The 16600-nt window shown below is 47.0% G+C and carries 18 protein-coding genes; 7 read left to right on the forward strand and 11 right to left on the reverse strand.

Annotation, left to right across the window (positions count from 1 at the left end; genetic code table 11):
• Positions 1–64: 64 nt before the first annotated feature.
• The 3 genes from CIB36_RS09505 to CIB36_RS09515 are packed head-to-tail and all read right to left on the reverse strand — an operon-like array spanning position 65 to position 1235.
• On the reverse strand, positions 65–277 hold the full coding sequence (locus CIB36_RS09505) for a DUF6199 family natural product biosynthesis protein (RefSeq protein ID WP_093989325.1): 213 nt from the start codon (positions 275–277) through the stop codon (positions 65–67).
• Positions 278–301: 24 nt separating this feature from the next.
• Positions 302–673, reverse strand: coding sequence for a VOC family protein (locus CIB36_RS09510; RefSeq protein WP_093989326.1), 372 nt, complete (start codon positions 671–673; stop codon positions 302–304).
• Between the two features lie 19 nt (positions 674–692).
• Positions 693–1235 carry a hypothetical protein gene (locus tag CIB36_RS09515; RefSeq protein ID WP_093989327.1) on the reverse strand — a complete coding sequence of 181 codons (543 nt, stop codon included), beginning with the start codon at positions 1233–1235 and terminating at the stop codon, positions 693–695.
• Positions 1236–1379: 144 nt separating this feature from the next.
• Here CIB36_RS09515 and CIB36_RS09520 point away from each other — a divergent pair, with 144 nt between their 5' ends.
• The 3 genes from CIB36_RS09520 to CIB36_RS09530 are packed head-to-tail and all read left to right on the forward strand — an operon-like array spanning position 1380 to position 3253.
• Positions 1380–1733: a phage holin family protein gene (locus tag CIB36_RS09520; protein WP_093989328.1), complete on the forward strand. Its 354-nt coding sequence runs from the start codon at positions 1380–1382 to the stop codon at positions 1731–1733.
• A 55-nt stretch (positions 1734–1788) separates the two neighbouring features.
• Positions 1789–2691: a M23 family metallopeptidase gene (locus CIB36_RS09525; protein ID WP_093989329.1), complete on the forward strand. Its 903-nt coding sequence runs from the start codon at positions 1789–1791 to the stop codon at positions 2689–2691.
• A complete protein-coding gene (locus tag CIB36_RS09530) occupies positions 2684–3253 on the forward strand; it encodes a site-2 protease family protein (RefSeq protein ID WP_158662650.1) in 570 nt (189 codons plus the stop codon). The genes CIB36_RS09525 and CIB36_RS09530 overlap by 8 nt, the downstream gene beginning before the upstream one ends.
• A gap of 38 nt (positions 3254–3291) precedes the next feature.
• Here CIB36_RS09530 and CIB36_RS09535 read toward each other — a convergent pair whose 3' ends face one another.
• The 3 genes from CIB36_RS09535 to CIB36_RS09545 all read right to left on the reverse strand — a co-directional run bounded on the left by CIB36_RS09535 (position 3292) and on the right by CIB36_RS09545 (position 6740).
• Positions 3292–4557, reverse strand: coding sequence for a replication-associated recombination protein A (locus CIB36_RS09535; RefSeq protein ID WP_093989331.1), 1266 nt, complete (start codon positions 4555–4557; stop codon positions 3292–3294).
• A gap of 22 nt (positions 4558–4579) precedes the next feature.
• Positions 4580–5368 carry an alpha/beta hydrolase gene (locus tag CIB36_RS09540; RefSeq protein WP_158662651.1) on the reverse strand — a complete coding sequence of 263 codons (789 nt, stop codon included), beginning with the start codon at positions 5366–5368 and terminating at the stop codon, positions 4580–4582.
• A gap of 118 nt (positions 5369–5486) precedes the next feature.
• A complete protein-coding gene (locus CIB36_RS09545; protein ID WP_093989333.1) occupies positions 5487–6740 on the reverse strand; it encodes a serine hydroxymethyltransferase in 1254 nt (417 codons plus the stop codon).
• A gap of 171 nt (positions 6741–6911) precedes the next feature.
• Between CIB36_RS09545 and CIB36_RS09550 the strand changes: the two genes are divergently transcribed.
• From CIB36_RS09550 to CIB36_RS09565, 4 genes are read left to right on the forward strand one after another with little or no spacing between them, the layout of a single operon-like run.
• Positions 6912–7328, forward strand: a complete 417-nt coding sequence (locus tag CIB36_RS09550; protein WP_162494842.1) for a GtrA family protein — start codon at positions 6912–6914, stop codon at positions 7326–7328.
• A gap of 16 nt (positions 7329–7344) precedes the next feature.
• Positions 7345–8286, forward strand: a complete 942-nt coding sequence (locus tag CIB36_RS09555) for an AEC family transporter (RefSeq protein ID WP_093989334.1) — start codon at positions 7345–7347, stop codon at positions 8284–8286.
• 32 nt (positions 8287–8318) lie between these two features.
• A complete protein-coding gene (locus CIB36_RS09560) occupies positions 8319–10163 on the forward strand; it encodes a TIGR03960 family B12-binding radical SAM protein (RefSeq protein ID WP_093989996.1) in 1845 nt (614 codons plus the stop codon).
• Positions 10156–10872 (forward strand): TIGR03936 family radical SAM-associated protein, encoded by a 717-nt coding sequence (locus tag CIB36_RS09565; RefSeq protein WP_158662652.1) that lies wholly within the window; start codon positions 10156–10158, stop codon positions 10870–10872. Before CIB36_RS09560 ends, CIB36_RS09565 begins: the two co-directional genes overlap by 8 nt.
• Positions 10873–10912: 40 nt before the next feature.
• Here CIB36_RS09565 and CIB36_RS09570 read toward each other — a convergent pair whose 3' ends face one another.
• The 5 genes from CIB36_RS09570 to CIB36_RS09590 all read right to left on the reverse strand — a co-directional run bounded on the left by CIB36_RS09570 (position 10913) and on the right by CIB36_RS09590 (position 16508).
• Positions 10913–11749 (reverse strand): metallophosphoesterase, encoded by an 837-nt coding sequence (locus CIB36_RS09570; protein ID WP_093989335.1) that lies wholly within the window; start codon positions 11747–11749, stop codon positions 10913–10915.
• 136 nt (positions 11750–11885) lie between these two features.
• The gene (locus CIB36_RS09575; protein WP_093989336.1) at positions 11886–13082 is read right to left on the reverse strand and encodes a S41 family peptidase; all 1197 of its coding nucleotides are present in this window, start codon (positions 13080–13082) and stop codon (positions 11886–11888) included.
• A gap of 85 nt (positions 13083–13167) precedes the next feature.
• Complete coding sequence (locus CIB36_RS09580; protein WP_093989337.1) at positions 13168–14562, reverse strand: murein hydrolase activator EnvC family protein; 1395 nt, start codon at positions 14560–14562, stop codon at positions 13168–13170.
• Between the two features lie 19 nt (positions 14563–14581).
• Positions 14582–15835: a permease-like cell division protein FtsX gene (locus CIB36_RS09585; RefSeq protein ID WP_093989338.1), complete on the reverse strand. Its 1254-nt coding sequence runs from the start codon at positions 15833–15835 to the stop codon at positions 14582–14584.
• Positions 15825–16508 carry a cell division ATP-binding protein FtsE gene (locus CIB36_RS09590; protein WP_093989339.1) on the reverse strand — a complete coding sequence of 228 codons (684 nt, stop codon included), beginning with the start codon at positions 16506–16508 and terminating at the stop codon, positions 15825–15827. The genes CIB36_RS09585 and CIB36_RS09590 overlap by 11 nt, the downstream gene beginning before the upstream one ends.
• Positions 16509–16600: the final 92 nt, after the last annotated feature.

The raw sequence follows: 16600 nt of genomic DNA on the forward strand, positions 1-16600 counted from the left end.
TTTCATACTGTCAAAAAAGAACTGGGCTGTTCCTGCGCTATATCAGTGTGGGAACAGCCCGGTTTTATTCTAAGATAAAAGGCAGAAAGATAGCGATGACGCCCAGGACAATAAAGATGATCCCACCAATACGTGTAGTTTTTAAATATAGGTCGGAAGGATCACCCGCAGAATAGGATTTCCATGATTCGGTTAACTGCCACCAAAGATCTGGTTTGATCGTTACAAACAAACCCACTAAAATCAGAATCACAGCCAAAAAAATTGTCCAGCCCATCTAAAAGCCTCCTTGAACAAAATTTTATTTTTTCTCCGGTACGATTTCTATCCAGTATCCGTCTGGATCAGAAATAAAGTAGATTCCCATCGCGGGGTTTTCATAACAGATACAGCCCATTTTTTTGTGCAGGGCATAGGCTTCTTTAAAATCACTGGTTTCTAATGCCAGATGGATCTCGTTATCACCTAAGTTGTAGGGATGGTCCCAATCACGGAGCCAGGTCAATTCGATCAGATGATGCGCCTGTTCATTTCCCAGATATACGATAATAAAACTGCCGTCTTTGGCTTCTTTGCGGCGGATCTCCCGCATACCGAGGGCCTCTTGATAAAATGCAAGACTTTTTTCCAAGTCGTATACATTATAATTGTTGTGAACGATCTTAAAATTCATGTTGTTTTTCCTTTCATACCTAAATCAGGGAGGTTTCTACATTTGCGCTGGTAAACTCTACCGTAAGGGTGATGTTTTCCCCGCCAATCTTATTTTTAAAATCATCTTCTTCCCGCACTTTTTCAAAGATAAATGAAAATGGGATTTTTTTGCCATCTTCCCAAATCGGTTTGGTGAGCTCTTCGCTGAGCTTTGCCAGCCCCTGGTCATAGTTTACTTTTGTCACCTTTTTATCGTACATATCATAGGTGAGGATCACAGTGGTACTGCGCTTGGTTTCTTCGTTATAGCTGCAATAGGTAAAGGAAAGCGTTCCCTTTTCATTGGCGATGTCTTCATCCCCGGAAAATACCGCCATTGCTTCGGTCAGCAATCCATTTTCATCGTATTCATGCGCAATTTTTGTCATTTCCTCTTCCAAGTCTGCAATAGAATTTGGTTCGGCTTCTACGGCGAGGTCTAAATCCTTTTGATAAGTAGTGCGTTCGTAATCCCGTTCACAGCCTGCAAAACAAAATACCAAAACAAAACAGCCTAAAAAGGCCAATAATTTACGTTTCATAAAGACTCCTTTCGTCCGAGCCCAGATATTGGGATCCTATTCATTATACCGAAAAAGGCTTCAAATGTAAAGGTCAAAACCAGATAAGAAAGCATACCATAATAAAGGGGCTTTTTATCATTCTGGATAGAAAGGAGGAGGAATATGGATCTTGCAGAGCTATTGAATGAATATATCCGCAGTGAATTGATCGTTGTGATCCCGGTACTGTATTTTCTGGGGCGGATCTTGCGCAGGTCTAAAGTTTTGTGTAAAAGGATCCCTGGCATTTTGCTGGTCGTATCGCTGGCGGTCACCGCTTTGTACACATTTTCCGTCTGTGATGTGTCCAGCCTGAAGAATTTTTACGCATGCCTGTTTTCCATCGTTACACAAGGCGTACTTCTGACAGGCGGAAGTATGTTTATTCACGAAATGGTAAAGGGGCGAACCCAAAATAAAACAGATCCCGATTCTAAATCAGATACAGATCAGGAGGATTGCAAAACAGAGGAATAAAATACCCTTTGTCCGAATATACATGGAATGAATTGGACAAAGGAGCAGGAAGCGAATGATTAAAAACTGGAATGAACTGGATTTAAGCGAAGAATTATATGAGCCTCCCAAAGAAGTACAGGACAATGAACTGGAAGAACAAAAGCCAAGAGAATCCGGTTTTTTCAGTACGCTGACCTTTCAGGTGATCCTGTGCCTGGTCATTGCTATTATTTTGGTTTTGATGAACACCTTTTTCCCCTCCCAGTATCACGACATTGATTCGGAGCTAAAAAAGCAGATTCAGCAGGATGGCGGCTTCAGCGAGGATATGGCGCGCTGGAAAGGGCAGTTTGACAGCTGGCTCAATAAAGAAAAAGATACCCCGACCGTCGTTCCGGATACCAGCCAGCCTGCTTCTGAAGCCGGTACAGAGGAAAGTATTACTGCCGAAAGCACGGCGGGGGACGCTGGGAAAGAAACTTCTCAGCAAAGCGGCGAGGAAGCGGCAGAAAAGGCGGCGGGAGGCGAACCCAATGGAAGCGACGTGCCGGAAAATGTGTCGTTAGAAGCGTTTTCATTTGACCAGAAAATCGCGGCTCCCTTGACCTCCCTGACCGTTACATCTGAATTTGGAGCCAGAACCCACCCGATCACGAAAGAAGCTGATTTTCATAAAGGTACGGACCTGGCGGCGGAAGAAGGGGACGATATTTATGCGGTCTTGTCCGGCACTGTGGTGGAATCCGAGTTTTCAGAGGGCTATGGCAACCATATCAGGCTCAGGCATCAGGATGGGACAGAAAGCTTTTACGCGCACTGCAGCAAGCTTTTAGCCAAAGAAGGGGATCAGATCAAGCAGGGCGAAGTGATCGCCAAAGTGGGCAGTACAGGGACTTCGACCGGTCCGCATCTGCATTTTGGATATTTGATCCATGGGAAATTTGTTGACCCCACTGCCGTATTAGAACATGCTTGAACTGCGAATTGGGCATACTACCATAGAACTGAGGTTTCTTTTTTTAGCAATGCTGACGCTGTGCCTGTTGCTGGACGAAACAGGGATCGCTGTTATGGGCCTGCTGGCGGGCACTATGCATGAATGCGGACACCTAATTGCAGTATTGCTGACAGGTTTTTCCCCCAAACGGATCGCCTTTGAGATGACAGGCATTCGGATGGAACATCCTCTTTCCCGGCTGACAAACAGAAAGGAAGCTGTTGTTCTGCTGGCAGGCAGCATGGTAAACTTTATTATGCTCCCCGTCTGTTTTTTCATGGGTTGGCAGGCATTCGGTGCGACGCATCTAGTTTTGGGCGTCATGAACCTAATGCCGTTTCAGGGATTAGATGGAGGGAAACTGCTTAGTCTGTTGCTGACCCGCTTTTTTTCATTATACAAGTCAGAAAAGATTTTAAAAATAATACAGATAGTATTAAATATCTTTATATCAATAATTTGTATCCTTTTGTTTTATCATGGACAGGGGAATCCTACCATGCTGGTGTTATGTATCTACCTTTGGGTTTCTATCTTTTAGAAAAAGCGCTGTGCCTTTATGGGCACAGCGCTTTTTCTTTATTTTTTGATTTTATCCCAGTAGGCTTTTGCCGCCTGTTCATTTTTATTCTCCCCATAGTGGTAATAAACCGTATCTTTTAAATCGTCCGGCAGGTACTGTTGTTTGATATAGTGATTCGGGAAATCATGTGGGTACTGATAGTTTTGGCCCTTTACTTCCCGCTCTGCTCCGTCAAAATGCTTGTTTTGCAGCTGCCGGGGGAAAGTGCCGCCTTTCCCCGCGCGAATGTCAGCCATAGCTTGGTTGATTGCCATATAAGAACTGTTAGATTTTGGGGAAGTAGCAAGAAGCACTGCTGCCTCTGCCAAGGGGATCCGTGCTTCGGGAAGCCCCAGCTGGACAGCGCTGTCCACACAGGCTTTCACGATCGTGATCGCAAGCGGATATGCCATGCCGATGTCTTCGCTGGCGATGACTAAAAGCCGCCGGCAGGGAGACAACAGATCGCCTGCTTCCAAAAGCCGCCCAAGATAATGGACCGCCGCATCTGGGTCGGAGCCGCGGATCGACTTTTGTAGGGCAGAGAGCAGGTCATAATGCTCGTCCCCCTGCCGGTCATATTTCATAGCGGATTTTTGCGCCAGCTCCCGCGCGGTTTCCAAAGTGACCAACCGGCCGCCGGCTTCATCCACCCGTGTAGCCAGTACGCAAAGCTCAACTGTATTCAGCGATTTTCGCACGTCGCCGCCGCATGCCTGGCCGATAAATTCCGCAACGCCTTCCTCCAGCCGGATAGGGGAGTCAAGCTCCTCCTCCATTTTCTGAAAAGCCCGGGTCACGGCTCGCGCTGCCTCCTGCGGTTCAATGGGACGGAACTCAAAGACCGTGCTCCGGCTCAGGATCGCATTATAGATATAAAAATAGGGGTTTTCTGTGGTAGAGGCGATCAGGGTGATGTTCCCATTTTCAATGTGCTCCAGCAGGGACTGCTGCTGTTTTTTGTTTAAGTACTGGATCTCGTCCAAATAAAGCAGGATCCCCTGATAAGAGGAGATGGTATTCACTTGGTCGATGATCGCCTTGATGTCCGCTGTGGAAGCTGAGGTACCATTCAGCTTGTATAGCTTTTTATTGGTTTGACCGGCAATCAATCTTGCCAGCGTAGTTTTCCCCACGCCGGAGGGACCGTAAAAGATCAAGTTGGGGATCTGCCCGGATTCAATGATCGTCCGTAAGGGTTTTCCCGGCGCAAGAAGATGGGTTTGACCTACTACTTCGTCCAAAGTCTGTGGACGGATCCGGTCCGCTAATGGTGCTGACATAATATTCTCCTTTTATGGCAGGCTACTTGATGTTACAGTAAGGATTATTCGGCGTTTCAGGGAAGAAGTGGGCGCAGGCAAGATGCAGGGCCTTATTCCACAGATACCATTCATGTACGCCGCTCCATTCCTTGTAGGTGAAATCAAAATCCATTGGAGTGATAAAATCCCGGAACTTGACACTGTGCTGGTAGATGAAATCCTCTGTTCCGCACGCCATAAAGATTTTCGGCTTCACTGGTTTTGTTTCACATTCTTTTGCCAAGCGGTAAAGATCATTTTCTGGGAATAATTCATGTTCCATACCAAATGCCGCTTGGATTTCCCGCAGCCGGCTGGGCTCCTCAATTTCAGCCCGTTCAGGAAGCTGATAAATGTCTGTCAGCGCGGAAAATGCCCCACAGCCGGCATATTGTTCCGGCTTTTTCAGCGCGCATTTCAACGCTCCATAACCGCCCATAGAAAGCCCCATCACATATGTATCTTCCCGGCGTCCGGAAATACAGAACAGCCGCTTGCAGATTTGGGGCAGTTCTTCAGCAACATAGGTGAAATATTTTAAGCCATAAGCCATATCAGTGTAAAAGCTGCGCTGTACCTCCGGCAGGATAAAGGTAAGGTTATAAGTATCGGCAAGCTGCGGGAGCTGGGCATTTTGCTCCCACGCAAAGGCGTCGTCTGACAGCCCATGCAGCAGGTAGACTACTTTTCCATGTTCGGGCGCATTTAAAATGTCCGCCGGGGTAATAATTGTCAGGTTTGTCCGCATCCCAAGTGCATCAGACTTAATAGAACCGTTAAAATGTGCCATAAAACAACACTCCTTTATGATCATTCTTTTTTTATTATACCATACCCACTGGGGAATACAAGCAAAAACCCTGTATTCCAGTTTAGGAATACAGGGGCTTGGTTACACGAAACTGCTTTTACTCGTACAACGGGTATTTTTCACACAGGGCGTTTACTTTTTCCCGGATTTCATCCGCCTTGTTTTCAAAATCAGTAGCGGTCAGGTAAATGCATTCTGCGATCACTTTCATATCCTCCGGCTTCATGCCGCGGCTGGTGACAGCCGGGGTGCCGATCCGCACGCCGCTGGTGACAAACGGGCTTTCCGGATCATTGGGGATCGCGTTTTTATTTGCGGTGATATACACTTCATCCAAACGGTTTTGCAGTTCTTTCCCTGTGATGTGGAATTTGCGCAGGTCGACCAGCATCAGGTGGTTGTCCGTCCCGCCGGCTACCAGGTCAAAGCCGTATCCCTGCAATGCTTCTGCCAAAGCTTTGGCATTATCGATTACCGTTTGCCCGTATTCTTTAAAGGAAGGCTTCAATGCTTCGCCAAGGCAGACCGCTTTCGCTGCGATGATATGCATCAGGGGGCCGCCTTGAGTACCCGGGAAGATCGCTTTGTCAATGGCTTTGGCAAACTCTTCTTTGCAGAGGATCAAGCCGCCGCGCGGCCCGCGCAGGGTCTTGTGGGTGGTGGTGGTCACAACATCGGCATAAGGAACCGGGTTTTGATGCAGCCCGGCTGCAACTAAGCCCGCGATATGCGCCATATCCACCATAAAATAAGCGCCGACTTCTTTGGCGATCTCGCCGATGCGCTCAAAATCAATGGCGCGGGGATAAGCGGAAGCGCCGGCAACGATCAGTTTTGGTTTATGCTCCAGAGCCAAAGCGCGGATGGTATCGTAATTGAGCATGCCGGTTTCCTCATCCAGCCCATAGGATACGAAGTTAAAGTACTTTCCAGACATGTTGACCGGGGAACCATGAGTCAAGTGGCCGCCGTGCGCCAAGCTCATCCCCATGACCGTGTCGCCGGGCTGGAGCAGGGCAAAATAAACGGCAGTGTTTGCCTGTGCACCGGAATGAGGCTGCACATTTGCATGTTCTGCGCCAAATAATTTCTTTGCGCGGTCAATCGCAAGCTGTTCTGCCACATCAACGCATTCGCAGCCGCCGTAATACCGCTTGCCAGGGTATCCTTCCGCATATTTGTTGGTCAACACGGAACCCATTGCCGCCATCACGGCAGGGGACACGATATTTTCACTCGCGATCAATTCGATATTTCTGCGCTGGCGGGAAAGCTCCGCTTTCATAGCGTCGCCAACCTCTTTGTCATAACTTTCCACCATGCCAATGGTATCCATCATATCCTGAAACATAATTCTCACGCCTCCAAAAATCAATATTACTTTCATTATACACAATCCCAGATAGAAATTCAACGCTTTATCAGAACAAAATGATTGAAATTGAAAAAAGCGGCAAAAACTATTGTGGGAACGCTGAAAAACGTTTATAATAAAAAGGTATTTAGGAAAGAAGGTACATGATTGGAATACTGGAAAAATATTTACAATAAGTATAAAGAGATTATTTTATACTTATTGTTCGGCGGGTTAACTACCTTGGTAAATTTTGCGACATATGCGGCATTGGCCCATTTATTGCATTGGCCCACTGTTTTGTCTACTGCGGTTGCATGGTTCCTATCGGTGCTGTTTGCTTATATAACGAATAAGATCTGGGTGTTTGAAAGCAGGACGAATACCCTGCGTGCCCTGCTGAGGGAGGCGCTGGCTTTTTTTGCGTGCCGGGTGTTTTCCGGGGTTTTGGATCTGCTGATCATGTGGGTGTGCGTGGATCTGCTTTTCCTAAACGATCTAGTGATCAAAATTCTTTCCAACGTTTTGGTAGTGGTTCTGAACTACCTATTCAGCAAATTATGGATCTTTAAAAAACAATCATAAAAAAGGGAGAAATATTATGGACATCACACTGCGCGTGTTGCAGCAGGTTGCGATCATGCTTCTGCTGCTGGGGTTAGGCGTGCTGCTTTATCGGATCAAGCTGATTACTGACGAGGGGAACCGGCAGCTGTCCAGCCTGCTTTTGTTTGTCGTCAATCCAGCGTTGATCTTTATTACATATGATCAGGCGTATGACGAAAAGCATCTGCAAGGGTTGCTTTTGTCCTGTATTTTGACTGCGGCTGGAATTTTTGTGATGATCGTTTTGTCGCACTTTTTGGTGAAGGACAAGCACAAGGAATATCAGGTGGAACGGTTTGCCGCGACCTACTCTAACTGCGGGTTTATTGGGATCCCTATTGTCAACGGGGTGTTTGGAAGCGAGGGGGTCTTTTATTTGACCGGTGTGATCACCGTTTTCAACATCTTTGTCTGGACGCACGGAATATTGCTGATGAAAGGCAGGGAAGGGGAAAAGCTGACGCTGAAAGAAACGGCCAAAAATTTGTTTACCCCGGCCTTGGTAGCGGCTCTTTTGGGACTGATTTTCTATCTGCTGCAAATCCCGGTGCCGGAGCTGATTAATGAAAGCATCGGTTATGTGGCGGATATGAACACGCCGCTTGCCATGCTGATCGCAGGGCTGACATTGGCGCAATCGGACTTAAAGCGGGTGCTTTTCAACAAACGGCTCTACTACATCAGCTTTTTAAAATTGCTTTTGTACCCGATCATCTTGATCGTATTGTTCTACTGGCTGCCGATTGATTCGGTCGTTTTGCTGAGTATTGTCATTTCGCTGGGCGGGCCAGTAGCCGCGGCCTGCACTGCTATGGCTTTGCGGTTTAATAAATCGCCGGTTTATGCCTCTGAGCTGTTTGCGATGACAACGCTATTTTCCGCGGTAACTTTGCCGTTAGTAGTCATGTTCCACACGTTGATGGATTTTTTGTTTTAACTGTATAAAGAGGAGAAAGCATTTTGAAAGAGATACAACAAGCATTGGACCGTATTTTGCCGCATGTCCAAAAACCGGGACGGTATATCGGAGGAGAATTAAACAGTATTGTAAAAGACGCGAATACCGTAGATGTGCGTTTTGCGTTCTGTTTCCCAGATACTTATGAGGTGGGAATGTCCCATTTGGGGATGAAGATCCTTTATTCTCTGCTCAATTCACTGGACTATGTCTGGTGTGAACGGGTATTCACACCATGGATGGATATGGAGGAGGCGCTCCGCCGGGAGAATGTCCCGCTGTATGCGCTGGAGAGCCTGGATCCATTGGGAGAATTTGACATTATCGGGTTTACCCTGCAATATGAGCTGTCTTTTACCAATATCTTAAATATGCTGGATATGGCTGGGATCCCGGTGCTTTGTGAGGAACGGAAGGGGTTAAAAAACCTGGTGGTCGCGGGAGGCCCCTGCGCCTGTAATCCGGAGCCGCTGGCTGATTTTATCGACCTGTTTATGCTGGGGGAGGGCGAAGACGTCATTGTGGAACTGGTGAGCCTGTACCGCACCGCGAAACAAGAGGATTGGACAAAGGAACATTTTTTGGAAGCCGCCAACGAACTGGAGGGTGTTTATGTGCCCTCGCTATATGAGGTTTCCTATTACGAGGACGGAAAAATCCGTGCAGTGACACCGAAAAACGGCGCAAAATTCCCGGTCAAAAAACGGATCGTTCAGGATATGAGTACGACCTTTTATCCCAAAGATTTTGTGGTTCCCTTTATCGACACGGTGCACGACCGGGCGATCGTAGAAGTGATGCGCGGCTGTATCCGGGGTTGCCGGTTCTGCCAAGCGGGATTTTTATACCGTCCGCTGCGCGAAAAGGAACCAGAGGTGCTGTGCAGCCAAGGGAAAAGCCTGTGTGAGACCACTGGATACGAAGAGATTTCGTTGTCCTCTTTGAGTACGTCGGACTACTCGAAGATAGAACCCATGCTGGATGATTTGATCGACTATACGGTGGACAACCATATCAATCTTTCTTTGCCCAGCCTGCGGATCGACAACTTTTCCGAAGAGCTGTTGGCAAAGGTGGCGCGGGTGCGTAAAAGCGGGCTAACCTTTGCACCGGAAGCAGGGACACAGCGTCTGCGCGATGTTATCAATAAGAATATTACGGAAGAAGATATTTTTTCCTCCTGCAAGATTGCCTTTGAGGGTGGATATACCTCTGTAAAGCTTTACTTCATGCTGGGACTGCCCACCGAAACGATGGAGGACTGTGAAGGAATCATCGAACTTGCGCAGAAGATCGTAGGGTTTTACCACCGGCTGGAAAACCGTCCAAAAGGAAAACCGGTCAATGTAACGGTATCGGTATCCACCTTTGTGCCAAAACCGTTTACCCCGTTTCAGTGGTTTGGGCAGGATACCTTGGAACAGATCGTGAAAAAGCAGAAGCATATGCTGGACTGCATCACCTCACGCAAAATTTCCTTTAAGTATCATGCCAGCAAGACCTCGGTGCTGGAAGCGGTGTTCGCCAGAGGCGACCGGCGTTTGGGCAGGGTGATCTATAAAGCATGGCAAAAGGGCTGCTACTTTGACGGCTGGGATGAGCATTTTTATTTTGACCGCTGGGAAGAAGCGTTAAAGGAATGCGGCCTGACGATTGAATTTTATGCAAACCGTACCCGCGAGATCGGGGAAGTCTTGCCTTGGAGTCATCTTGATTACGGCGTGACCGAAGCTTTTCTGAGGAAAGAATGGGAAAAAGCACAGCAGGCTGCAACTACGCCGAATTGCCGGGAGCAGTGCTCCGGGTGCGGCGCAAACAAGCTTTTGGAGAGAAAAGGAGGGAAGTGTGTTGAATAATACGGCAATGACCGGAAATGTGGAAAACATGGCTCAACGAAACCGGCAGATCTTGGCGATGCCGAATGTACGGGTTTTTTACCAGAAAAAAGGCCGTGCAAAATACATTTCTCATCTGGATATTACCCGGTGTATGCAACGGGCGCTGAAGCGTGCTGGCATTCCTGTTTGGTACACCCAGGGCTTTAACCCTCACATGTACCTGACCTTTGCTCTGCCGTTGGCTTTGGGCTATGAAAGCGAGTGCGAGTGCATGGATTTTCGCCTTTCCGAACCCATGGATCTGGAAACGGTGAAGGAGCGGCTTGGAAAAGCATTGCCAAGGGATATGGCAGTAACAAAGGTGGCTTTGCAGCAGGCAAAGCCGCAGGAAATCGTACAGGCAGAATACGAACTGCGTTTTTTCTGCAATGATCCGGCTCAGCTTATTTCCGCTCTGACTGCTTTTTGTGAAAAACCGGAGTTAATCGTGATGAAGCGGACCAAAAAAGGGGAGAAACCGGTTGACTTGAAGCCGGAGTTCCAGCTGCTGGAGCATTGGCAGGAGGAGGGCTGTGTTGTGTTTCGGGCGCGGTTTACTGCCGGGCAGAAGAACATCAACCCAACGCTGTTGACTGATCTGTTTTTGAAAGAGAACAACATGCAGGATGTCCTTGTACAGGTTTTGCGCAAGCAGATCTACTTGGCAGACGGAAGCGTGTTTGAGTAAAAAAATAACCGGTCCTGCAAAATTTTGCAGGACCGGTTATTTATATTTCCGGCTGTAAGTGGATGACAGCGATCTCTGGCCGGTTCATGAACCGGATCGGGACAGGGTAATTGCCCAGCCCGCTGGACACGAACAGCGTGGAATCCCCTTTGGTATAAAGCCCCTTGGTGCGGGTGATGCTTCCGGTATTTACTCCTCTTTCTGGAAACCATATCCCTTGGTTATTCAGCGCGCCCACAAATGGAAGACGGACTTGTCCGCCGTGGGTATCTCCACAAAGGGAAAGATCGATCCCAAAACGGGAAAAAGCCTCCAAATTATCAATATGTGCCAGCAGGATGTTGTACTGGTTTGGATCTAGTGTAAATTCATTTGCCAGATCAAAGGTAGGGCTGTAGTAAAGATTATTGATCCCATAGAGGGTCAAATCCGTATTTCCGACGGTGATTTTTTCTTTTCGGTAGTCCAGCACATGGACGTTCCGTTCTTTCAAATCGGATAAAAACTCATCGTTGTTGTCGTGTTCCCCATTTACCAGATATACGGGATATTTTTTGGACAAATCAGTGATCAAGCGGGTCGCAGTTTCCCGCCCGGAACGGTCACTATGTGTATACATATCACCTGTAATTGCGATCAGGTCAGGGCTTTCGTTATCGATCTTTTTAATGAGGGTGCTGTTGTTTATTCCAAAGGACGCGCCGTGCAGGTCAGTCAGCTGAACAATAGTGATGTCATTTTTGATTTTCTCATGTTTGACAGTCACCTCAGAAACAGTCAGGGTAAAGGTTTCAAACCACCAAAATGCTACCAGAACCAAAAGAAACAGCAAAAATCCAAGCCAGTGCCGTCGTTTTCGTTTTACATTCTGTTTCACAAAAAGCGGCCTCCTTGTTAATTTATGCTCTTATTATAAACAGAAGTTGTGAACGAGATTTGTCTGACGCTGTAAGGTTTCCTTAAGATATATCCGCACGCAGAAAAAGGCCGAAGGGGAACCTTCGGCCTTTTGATCACTGTACTTGTGAGTTGATGACTTCGATCGCCTTTTTCAGTTGCGGATCAGTTGTTTCATCTAACGTTGCAAAATTTTGTTCCTGTTCTGCGGTGAGCGTCACCTCGTAGTCAGGGGCAATGCCTACACCGTTAAAGTTATCACTTTTTGCAGGATTAAAATATCCGGTTGTCAAGCGGATCGCACTTCCATCGCTCAAAGCATAGGTGGTCTGCATAACGCCTTTCCCATAAGTCGTGGTACCGACTGACTGCGCCTTCCCGTAATCTTTCAGGTCTGCCACAAATAGTTCTGACGCGGAAGCAGTCTTTCCGTTGGTAAGCGTGATCATCGGCATACTGACCTGGCTGTCATCTGAGGTGGCAAGGACTGTGGTTTCGCCCTTGGCATCGGTTTGTGTTACGATATTTCCAGAGGGCAGGAGATAGTCCAGCATTTCAGTAACTGCATCCATATTTCCGCCGCCATTGCCTCGTAGATCAAAAATCAATCCCTTTGCACCGTTTTTCTGAGCAGTTTCGATCGCCTTTTTAAACTGTTCAGGAGTATTGGCATTAAATTCTGTGATCTTGATATAGCAGTTTGTATCGATCATACGAGAAACGATGCTGGGGATTTCTACCTGCTTTCTTTGCAGGGTATAGTCTGTATCCACTGCATCGCGACGCACTGTTACAGTGACCTTTGTGCCAGGTTCACCGCTGATCATTTTGATCGCTTCTGTTGCCCCAACTTCTGCAACGTCTTTTCCATCGATCTTTACAATAATATCACCGACCTGTAAGCCACTTTCCGCAGCCGGTGCGCCGTCATAAATGGAAACAACAGTCATATATCCATTGGTCGGGTCCACAGAAGCCTGGATACCGATCCCGACCAGTTCCCCTTTACTTTCTAACAGGTCGCGCTCGTATTCCTCCTGGTCGAGATAGGCCGCATAGGGATCCTCTAAACCGTTGATCAAACCAGAAGCCATTTCATCTTTTAAAGCGTCTTCATCAAGTTCAAACAGGTAGTTATTGCGAACTAGCTTGTCGATCTCCTGTATTTTTTCATACATGCTTTCCCGCTGGCTGACGTTTGAAATCATTTTATTGAACACGCCCTGCGAGAACAGCATGGTGATTACGAAGGTGATACTTGCAACAACTGCCATAAAGGCAATTGCCGCGCCCAATGAAATCTTTTTATTCATAGACTCTCCCTTTCCGGCATAAATTTAGCAAACCAGCTACAAGATAGAATCCTCTGCTGAAATGGCAGAGGATCCCAAAATAGTCTTACTGAATATAAGGCAATGGGTTGATTCTAGTACTGTTGCTTGCACCGGTACTTAATTCAAAATGCAAATGCGGCCCAAATGAGTTACCGGTATTTCCCATATAAGCAATGACTTGGCCCTGGTTTACCCACTGGCCTTCTGATACTGCAATAGAAACACAGTGCGCATAACGGGTGTAGGTGCCTGTTTCCGGATGATAGATCCGTACCATATTACCATAGCTTTGCATATCGTCTTTGCTGTGGCCATCCCAGTATTGGACATCCACGACTTTTCCGGTCCGGGAAGCAAAAATTTTGGTCCCTACAACACCGGTTGAAAGGTCGACTCCCTTATGGCCGCGTGCACCGCCATAATAGCTGGTGACATGTCCGCCATCCAGCGGCCACATATACCCGGTAGATGGTTTCACCTGAGAACTGCCGCCATCAGATCCGCCGCTTCCAGAACCTGAGCCAGATCCTCCATCGGAGCCGCCTCCACCTGAACTGGATCCGCCGCCATGGCCATTATTCCATTCATCGTCGGCCTTACTGGCTTCTTCCTGCAATTTTTTCAGGTCAGCTTCATTTTCTTTGATAGCGACCTCATGGTCCATGATCTCTTCTTCAATATCTTCTTTTTGGTCCTTATAAGAAGCAATTTTAATACCACTTTCCTCATACAGGTCGTCAAGCTCATCTTTCTTTTTCTCATAATCCGCTTTGGCTGTGACGAGCTCTGCTTTCTGATCTTCTAAATCCTGTTTGGCGTCTTCCAGCTCCTGCTTGTCCTTTTCCAGCTTGTCTTTTAAAGCCTGAAGCTCTTTGTGTTGCTGGTCCAGTTCTTCCAAAAGCTGCTGGTCGCTTTCAGAAATACTTTTTACTGTTTCTGTGGCAGACAGGAAATCGGAGAAAGATTCGGCACCCAGCAGCATGGCCAGTACAGAATTAGAAGAGTTTGCGATGTACATGGTATCCAGACGTTCCTTAAACAGTTCGTCGTTTTCTTCGATCTCGGCTTCTTTTGCCGTAATATCGTTGTTGGTGTCTTTGATCTCATCCTGCCTCGTTTCGATCTTTTCTTCTGTATCGCTAATCTCTCCGTTTACCGTATCAATTTGCTCCTGATAAACCTCAAGCTGTTCTTTTACGTTGTCGATTTCTTTCTGGTAGGATTCCTGCTTTTCTTTTTCGGCTGATAGATTGTCATTGATCTGATCGCGTTTTTTCTTTAATTCTTTTTGTTCTTTTTCTAGCCTTGCAATCTCGTCTTTTAATTCTTGTTCTTCAGACTTTGCAGAAACAAAAGTCTGTGGAACTGAGGTATAAACGGTGGCTGAAAACACCATAACTACAGCAATCAGCATAGCGATCAAGCGCAGAGCACTGTAACGTTTCGCTGATAAAAACATAGATCTCTCGTCCTTTCTGTTATACCTTAATATGGTTGCGGATACTGACAAGGCTTCCGATGACCCCTAGCCCAACACCAGCCGAGAAGAAGAAGACCGCCAGCTTCAATGCGATTTGTTCAAATGGGATAATACTGCTGAATGCAGATTGGATCCAGGAAGTAGCACTGTCCATGAAAGAGGTCATGAAGTAGGAATATCCGCCCCAGATGATGAGGTAAGCGACTGCCGCGGAGATGATCCCAAGGCAGATGCCCTCCACAATAAAGGGAAGACGGATAAAGGAATTGGTCGCCCCAACGTACCGCATGATATTCAGCTCTTTCCGGCGGCTGAAAATACTTGCGCGGATCGTATTGATAATGATAACCAGAGAAACGATCGACAGTGCCGCCACGATCGACCAGCCGACGATGTTGATGATCCGGCGCAGGCCGGTCAGGGTATCGGCAACCTCGTTGGAAGCATTAACTAGCTTGATCCCTGTAATGTCACTGATCTCGGTGATCGTTTCGTCAATTTTGGATAGATCCTCTACTTTAATAACAAAGGAATTTCGAATCGGGTTATCCGCTCCGGTATAATCGTCTAACAGATAGCCGAGATCTCCGAAGCTTTCCTTTTGGCTTTCGATCCCTTCCTCTTTTGAAACAAAACGGACATCAGTGACATTCGGTACAGCTTTTAACTCTGTTTCAATATCTTGAATCAATCCATCCCAATACACGATGGGAATGCCAGACTGAGAAGAAGATTCGGCGTCGTCTGCGCCGCCATCCTCCTTCTGGGAAGATGATGTGTCAGAACTACTACTATCGGTTGAAGCGGTGGATTCCTCCGCTGCCTGTGAGGATTCCGAACTGCCCTGCGGCTTTTCAAAATCTGCGATAGAAGAAGCACCGAAAAGCATTTTGAGCTCGTCCTCTGTCATACCACTGTCAATCAATTTTTGGTGAAACTCATCCTCTGTCATACCGCTTATTTCAAAATCTTGCTGGATCCTAAGCGCGGTTTCGTGGTTTACGTCATCTACATTGGGTACGGCTTCCATGAACTCTTCATTTTCACCGCTTTTATACATAAAGGCAACCATCTCGTTTTGAGATTCCACATAGCCTACGATCTGGTTGATGTTTTCTGTCAAAAGAACGGCAAATCCGACGATCAACAGGCAGGCTGTTAAAACGCCGATACTTGCCAGAGTCATCATATGGTTTTTCCATAAGCCGGAGATGCCTTGCCCGACTAAATATCTTGCGCTGTTACTCTTCATCGTGACCTCCTATATAATCATCGAACACGACCTCGCCATGTTCGATGCTGATGGTACGGCCGCCGAAATAACGCACAATGTCGTGCTCATGGGTGACCATTAAAATGGTCGTCCCACAGGCGTTGATTCCTTTTAATAGCTCGACGATCTCATAAGAAAGCTCAGGGTCTACGTTTCCGGTCGGTTCGTCAGCGATAATGAGGGGAGGGTCGTTGACTAAAGCACGTCCTAAGGAAACACGCTGCTGTTCACCGCCTGAGATCTCATGGGGGAACCGTTTGGCCTTTTCTGTAAGTCCCATTAGTTCCAGAATATACGGGACACGGGCACGTATGTATTTATTGGAGGCATTCGTAACACGAAGGCTGAATGCAATGTTGTCATAAACATTTAAAGTCGGGATTAAACGGAAATCCTGAAAAACAACGCCTAGAGAACGACGGAATTCCGGGATTTTTCTGCGTTTGATCTTACTCAGGTCATATCCGTTTACAAACACTTTGCCAGCAGAGGCAACCCGTTCGCGAAGCAAAAGCTTGATAATGGAGCTTTTGCCTGCGCCGGAAGAGCCAACGATAAAAGCAAATTCACCGTCGTCTACTTTTAGGTTGATATGATTGAGCGCAGTAGTTTCATTATTATATTTTAAAGAAACATCGACTAGTTCGATCATATAAAAAAGACTCCTAATTTGATAAGTTTCCCGGCAGTCAATGACTGACAACACAAACAGGGCAAATGCCTTGCGGCGTTTGCCTGTCTTGT

This window comes from Massiliimalia timonensis (assembly GCF_900186585.1).
GTDB classification, from domain to species: Bacteria; Bacillota; Clostridia; order Oscillospirales; family Ruminococcaceae; genus Massiliimalia; species Massiliimalia timonensis.

Excerpts from the sequence above, each read along its gene's own strand:
- CIB36_RS09530 (WP_158662650.1), top strand. The coding sequence starts at position 2,684 with ATGCTTGAACTGCGAATTGGGCATACTACCATAGAACTGAGGTTTCTT.
- CIB36_RS09520 (WP_093989328.1), top strand. The coding sequence starts at position 1,380 with ATGGATCTTGCAGAGCTATTGAATGAATATATCCGCAGTGAATTGATC.
- CIB36_RS09575 (WP_093989336.1), bottom strand. The coding sequence starts at position 13,082 with ATGAATAAAAAGATTTCATTGGGCGCGGCAATTGCCTTTATGGCAGTT.
- CIB36_RS09505 (WP_093989325.1), bottom strand. The coding sequence starts at position 277 with ATGGGCTGGACAATTTTTTTGGCTGTGATTCTGATTTTAGTGGGTTTG.
- CIB36_RS09515 (WP_093989327.1), bottom strand. The coding sequence starts at position 1,235 with ATGAAACGTAAATTATTGGCCTTTTTAGGCTGTTTTGTTTTGGTATTT.
- CIB36_RS09545 (WP_093989333.1), bottom strand. The coding sequence starts at position 6,740 with ATGTTTCAGGATATGATGGATACCATTGGCATGGTGGAAAGTTATGAC.
- CIB36_RS09555 (WP_093989334.1), top strand. The coding sequence starts at position 7,345 with ATGGACATCACACTGCGCGTGTTGCAGCAGGTTGCGATCATGCTTCTG.
- CIB36_RS09540 (WP_158662651.1), bottom strand. The coding sequence starts at position 5,368 with ATGGCACATTTTAACGGTTCTATTAAGTCTGATGCACTTGGGATGCGG.
- CIB36_RS09580 (WP_093989337.1), bottom strand. The coding sequence starts at position 14,562 with ATGTTTTTATCAGCGAAACGTTACAGTGCTCTGCGCTTGATCGCTATG.
- CIB36_RS09510 (WP_093989326.1), bottom strand. The coding sequence starts at position 673 with ATGAATTTTAAGATCGTTCACAACAATTATAATGTATACGACTTGGAA.
- CIB36_RS09590 (WP_093989339.1), bottom strand. The coding sequence starts at position 16,508 with ATGATCGAACTAGTCGATGTTTCTTTAAAATATAATAATGAAACTACT.
- CIB36_RS09535 (WP_093989331.1), bottom strand. The coding sequence starts at position 4,557 with ATGTCAGCACCATTAGCGGACCGGATCCGTCCACAGACTTTGGACGAA.
- CIB36_RS09585 (WP_093989338.1), bottom strand. The coding sequence starts at position 15,835 with ATGAAGAGTAACAGCGCAAGATATTTAGTCGGGCAAGGCATCTCCGGC.
- CIB36_RS09525 (WP_093989329.1), top strand. The coding sequence starts at position 1,789 with ATGATTAAAAACTGGAATGAACTGGATTTAAGCGAAGAATTATATGAG.